This window comes from Vibrio ouci (assembly GCF_004551525.1).
In the GTDB taxonomy this organism is placed as follows: Bacteria; Pseudomonadota; Gammaproteobacteria; order Enterobacterales; family Vibrionaceae; genus Vibrio; species Vibrio ouci.
In genome coordinates, this window is sequence record NZ_SATR01000088.1 from 1 (window position 1) to 5,202 (window position 5,202).

7 protein-coding genes are annotated in these 5,202 nt (G+C 41.5%); 6 read left to right on the forward strand and 1 reads right to left on the reverse strand.

Features of this window, described 5'->3' with window-relative positions; genetic code table 11:
- The 6 genes from ELS82_RS23200 to ELS82_RS23235 all read left to right on the forward strand — a co-directional run.
- On the forward strand, positions 1 to 285 hold a 285-nt coding region (locus tag ELS82_RS23200; RefSeq protein ID WP_134837551.1), incomplete at its 5' end, for a GNAT family N-acetyltransferase.
- A 149-nt stretch (positions 286 to 434) separates the two neighbouring features.
- Positions 435 to 917 carry a MazG-related protein gene (locus tag ELS82_RS23205; RefSeq protein WP_134837552.1) on the forward strand — a complete coding sequence of 161 codons (483 nt, stop codon included), beginning with the start codon at positions 435 to 437 and terminating at the stop codon, positions 915 to 917.
- Between the two features lie 134 nt (positions 918 to 1,051).
- A complete protein-coding gene (gene fos, locus ELS82_RS23210) occupies positions 1,052 to 1,450 on the forward strand; it encodes a FosG/FosC2-related fosfomycin resistance glutathione transferase (RefSeq protein WP_130546177.1) in 399 nt (132 codons plus the stop codon).
- Between the two features lie 142 nt (positions 1,451 to 1,592).
- Positions 1,593 to 1,892 carry a hypothetical protein gene (locus ELS82_RS23215; protein WP_038892926.1) on the forward strand — a complete coding sequence of 100 codons (300 nt, stop codon included), beginning with the start codon at positions 1,593 to 1,595 and terminating at the stop codon, positions 1,890 to 1,892.
- Between the two features lie 766 nt (positions 1,893 to 2,658).
- The gene (locus ELS82_RS23225; protein WP_052437390.1) at positions 2,659 to 3,042 is read left to right on the forward strand and encodes a lysozyme inhibitor LprI family protein; all 384 of its coding nucleotides are present in this window, start codon (positions 2,659 to 2,661) and stop codon (positions 3,040 to 3,042) included.
- 147 nt (positions 3,043 to 3,189) lie between these two features.
- Positions 3,190 to 3,684, forward strand: coding sequence for a hypothetical protein (locus ELS82_RS23235; RefSeq protein WP_134837554.1), 495 nt, complete (start codon positions 3,190 to 3,192; stop codon positions 3,682 to 3,684).
- Between the two features lie 227 nt (positions 3,685 to 3,911).
- Here ELS82_RS23235 and ELS82_RS27085 read toward each other — a convergent pair whose 3' ends face one another.
- Positions 3,912 to 4,214: a hypothetical protein gene (locus ELS82_RS27085; protein ID WP_134837555.1), complete on the reverse strand. Its 303-nt coding sequence runs from the start codon at positions 4,212 to 4,214 to the stop codon at positions 3,912 to 3,914.
- Between the last annotated feature and the right edge of the window lie 988 nt (positions 4,215 to 5,202).

Below are 5,202 nucleotides of genomic sequence, written 5' to 3' on the forward strand. Positions count from 1 at the left end.
GTTTTGGTCGCTGTTGCTGGTAGTGAGGTATTAGGGTTTATTTCAATCTGGGAACCAGAAAATTTTATACATCACTTATATATTTCGAATAACCACCAAGGGAAAAATATAGGTACTCAGTTATTAGAAAAGGCTAAGTCATTATATAGCGGTTTGAGCCTAAAGTGTATGTCGGAAAACGAAAGAGCGATTGGTTTCTATGAATCCAATGGTTTCATGAAGGTCCAAAAGGGCGCTGACAGCTTGGGTGACTACTATCTCATGGAGTTCAGCGCAAAAACCTAACAATAAATTCAAGCAGATTCGCAACGCTTGGCACTTTTGGTTTGAATCAGCTTTAGTGTTTACGGCACAATGCTTTAGGTAGGTGGCAGCGTTGCTCACTACTTAATTTGGCGTTATGGCGCAGGGCAAAATTTAGCTGAGGGAACTAGATGAGTGAGAAAGTGAAAGTAGCCTTGAAGTGGCTGAAAGGACTTTTGGATGCAGAAAGCATTGAGTATCAAATTGTCGGTGGATTAGCGGCGACTATTCATGGTGGCAGTCGTGAAATTGCAGACATAGACCTTTATATCCATAACTCTGATGCAAATAAGCTCTTGGTTCACGTATCTCAATTCATATCTAAACCGTTAACTCGTTATACTGAATACGGGTGGGATCTAGAGTATTTCCAGTTGGTTTACCAAAATCAAAAAATTGAAATCGGGTTATCTCAAAATACAAAGATACAATCGGCTTTAGACGGTTCTTGGCATCAGCTTGAAATTGATTATTCAGCGTCAGTTGAAAAAGCCTATCAAGGCATCATATTGCCAGTAATCCCTGTTCATCACTTAATCGAGTACAAGCGTATTTTGGGTAGGGAAGTCGATCTAATTGACATACAAGAACTAACGTCGAGTTCAGCGCCATAACAATAAATTTAAGCAGATTCGTAACGCTCGGCATTTTTGCTTTGAATCAGTTTCGGTGTTTACGGCACAATGGTTTAGGTGGGTGGTAGCGTTACTCACTACTTAATTTGGCGTTATGTTTACGGGAGAAAGTGGTGATTTTAGGGCTCAATCATATAACCATTGCAGTTAGTGATTTAGAACGCTCTCTTAAGTTTTATCGAGAGACGTTGGGGTTCACTGCTCATGTTAAGTGGGACAATGGGGCTTACTTATCAGTAGGTGAACTCTGGTTTTGCCTTTCTCACGATGACCCTTGCCCCAAAAACGACTATACCCACGTGGCTTTTGATATCGAACCAAAAGAGTTTGAAGCCTTTGCGAAGCGTGTAGTTTCATCGGGTGTGGAAGTTTGGAAGCAGAATAAGAGTGAAGGACAATCACTTTATATCTTAGACCCAGATGGCCATAAACTAGAGATACACTCAGGTTCCCTTAAAAGCAGGTTAGAATCCCTAAGAACTAAGCCGTATAGCGGACTCGTTTGGCTTTAAACATAACAATAAATTTAAGAGTGATTCACAACGCTCGGCGCTCTCACTTCAAGTCAGTTTAGTGTTTATGGCACAATGCTTTATGTAAGGTGGTAGCGTTGTTCACACCTTAATTTGGCGTTAGAGCGCAGGAGAAAAAATAATGAATATGACGGACATAATTGAATACATTTCATATCTTATCGCCGGCATTATTATCGCTCCTTTCGGCTTTATGTTGTTTAAAGAATTCATCGGTAAAGATCGCAAGACAGTTACAGATGAAGTCAAATCGACAGTAGGTGACGAATCGAGAAAGTTTCTGGGTGGCAGGTATGGCGATGCCGTTGTAGGTCAATTTGTCGAGTTTAAACTGATAATAGCGATAGGCTTGCCAGTAGTTCTCTTTCTAGGGATCTCTTCCTTGGTAAATTCTCTTTTGAAAGTTCTGTTCAACCTTTGAGTTGCGCTCTAACAAACTGTTCAAGAGGGATTCGCAACGCGTGGCATTTTCACTATGCGTTGGTTTTAGTGTTTCAGGTGGTATGCGGCGGCATCGGTATTGCGTTGCTCACCCCTTAACAGGGCGTTAGTTTGCAAGAGGAAAATCGCAGCTATATCGCAATATCTAGTGGTAAAAGCTCAAAGTTGAAATTGTCGTATTGGCGTTCAATTTCAGTGTTAATTAACGTGGTAAAAATCCAAAAATTGGCATCGTTTCAACGGTTGGTTTGTTCTTTGGTGCGGCGACTTTTGGGTTAATTGAGTCGTACTTTTTTGCTGAAACTCTGCTCTGTGAGTTTATTGGTACAAAAGCAGATTTACTCGCTGCGAGGACGTTTTCTCTGGTGTGGTAAGTTCACGTGGTTTCAGTGAATTTGTTGAAAGTCCGCATTGTGAGATTGTCTTTCCAAACGCAGTTTCTGGTGTTGTGCGTTCGCTTTCTGCGGCGTTGTTTGTTTCAAGTGGTTTCATTGACTAGCCGCTTTGAGACTACGCCTGACTTAAGTGCATCAAAGTACATATTGCTTGTTGTTTGCAAAGTTTAAAATAACGTAAAATCAACCCTTTGGGTCTGCAAACTAACAATAAATTTAAGAGTGATTCACAACGCTCGGCACTCTCACTTCAGTCTGGTTTTGTGTTTATGGCACAATGTTTTAGGTCAGGTGTTAGCGTTGTTCACACCTTAATTTGGCGTTATGTGCTAATGAGTAGGAGTTAGTAAAGTGCGTAAATTTTTGGTTTTGATTCTTTGTTGCTCATCGTTCTCACTTTCTGCGGAGAGTAACGTCGAAGATTGTCAATTGTTTGGCTCTTTATGCGAGCTTCAGGCGAACTTTGAGTTGGCTGATAAAGAGTTGAATGATGTTTATAAAAACATAATGAATCAGATCAATTCAGGAGAACTGTCTGATAGAACTCTTGTGGATTCTGCTGAACTTAAGCAGAGCTTGCTTAGTAGTCAGCGGATCTGGCTACAGTTCAAAAAGTCCAATTGTGATGCATTTTACGTACTCCAGAGTGGGGGGAGTCAGCGAAACGAAGCACGCATGGAGTGTGAAATTGAAATGACTAAGGAGCGTACAAACTATCTAATAAGTTGGTACTGACTTGGTTTGAATACGCACATAACAAACTGTTTAAGAGTGATTCGCAACGCGTGGCATTTTTACTATGCGTTGCGTTTAGTGTTTAAGGTGGTATGCGGGAGCTTCGGTATTGCGTTGCTCACACCTTAACAGGGCGTTAAACGACATATGGAGGCTATTCAGGTGAAATTGAGTTTGATAGCTTTGCTGTTATGTTTTAGTTCATTTTGTATTGGAGGCAATTTGGGTAAAGGGAAAGAAGACACCCAACACTTATTTGACTCGGTGCTGCCTTTTGCGGAAAAAATGTTAGCTGAGTATGGAGAGTTTTATCCATATGGTGCAGCGATGACTTTAACTGGAGAAGTTGTTGATGTATCGGTCTTCGAAGGAAGCGAATACCCACCTTCATCCGAGATCATTGATTTGCTCAATTCTGCCTTTCTTAAAGCAGCTGCAAATCGACAATATAGCACTACCGCGGTAGTTTACGATGTTCGTATTATGCTTCCTTCAGGTAAGGCTTCAGATGCAATAGCCGTTAATCTTGATCATAATTCTGGCTATTCTATTGTCGTGTATTTGCCTTACAAAAAAGTAAACCAAACTATAGAGTACGGTGAACTATCAGTTCAAGAAGGTCGTGGAGCAATATTTAATTAAGCGCGTGATATGTGCGTTTAACAAACTGTTCAAGAGGGATTCGCAACGCGTGGCATTTTTACTATGCGTTGGTTTAAGTGATTAAGGTGGTATGCGGCGGCTTCGGTATTGCGTTGCTCACCCCTTAACAGGGCGTTAGTCGCCAGAAAAAGCTAGCAATCAAAATTATGTTTCTGAGCTTAAAATTTAGTAGCTGTTTGCTTGGTACACCGATTAATCGTAGATCATCAGAGCTTAGTTCTAGCTGTTTTAAGTCCAAAGTTTTGTACCTGTCCTAGCGGTTGTTTTGTTCTTTGGTGCTTACAGAGTAGGGCAATCGAGAGTCTGTTTTTGGTTGCAACTCCGCTCGGTGAGTTTGCCGGTACAAAAGCCGATTTACTCGCTGAAATGACGTTTTCTCTGGTGTTGTAAGTTCCACGTGGTTTCAGTGACTTCGTTGAAATTCCGCACTGTGATATTAGCTTTCCAAAAGCGCCTTTTGGTGTTGTCAGTTCGTTTTCTGCGGCGTTGTTTGTTCCAAGTGGTTTCATTGAGTAGCCGCTTTGAGACTACGCCTGACTTAAGTGCATCAAATCACATAAAGTTTGTTGTTCGCAGAGTTTAGTTTGGCTTAAAATTGTCGCTCGGTGCCTCGCGACTAACAAACTGTTTAAGAGTGATTCGCAACGCGTGGCATTTTTGCTATGCGTTGGTTTTAGTGTTTAAGGTGGTATGCGGCGGCTTTGGTATTGCGTTGCTCACACCTTAACAGGGCGTTAGTCGCCAGAAAAAGCTAGCAGTCAAAATCATGTTTCTAAGCTCAAAACTTGGCTACTGGTTGTTTGATTCATAGTTCTATCTTCGACGGTCAAAGCTCAGTTTCATCGGTTCTAAGTCAATGCATTGCTATTTTCTAAGCGGTTGTTTCGTTCTTTGGTGGTGATAGGGCTGGGCAATCGAAAATCTGTTTTTGGTTGCAAATCTGCTCGGTGAGTTTGTTGGTTTAAAAGCTTATTTACTTGCTGAAAGGACGTTTTCTCTGGTGTTGTAAGTTCCACGTGGTTTCAGTGACTTTGTTGAAAGTCCGCACTGTGAGATTGGCTTTCCAAAAGCGCTTTTTGGTGTTGTCAGTCCATTTTCTGCGGCGTTGTTTGCTCCAAGTGGTTTCATTGAGTAGCCGCTTCGAGACTACGCCTGACTTAAATGCATCAAAGCATATAAAGTTTGTTGTTCGCAAAGTTTAGTTTGGCTTAAAATTGTCGCTCGGTGCCTCGCGACTAACAAACTGCTCAAGAGGGATTCGCAACGCGTGGCATTTTCACTATGCGTTGAATTTAGTGATTAAGGTGGTTTGCGGCAACTTCGGTATTGCGTTGCTCACCCCTTAGCAGGGCGTTATGTGTTTTTAGGATAAAAATGGAAATTTTCGAAATTCAACTAGGAAACTCAATCGGCCCAGTTAAGCTCGGTATGACAGAAACTGAAGTGAACAATGTTATCGGAACTCCTGATTGCATCTATGGACATCGCCATCATTTT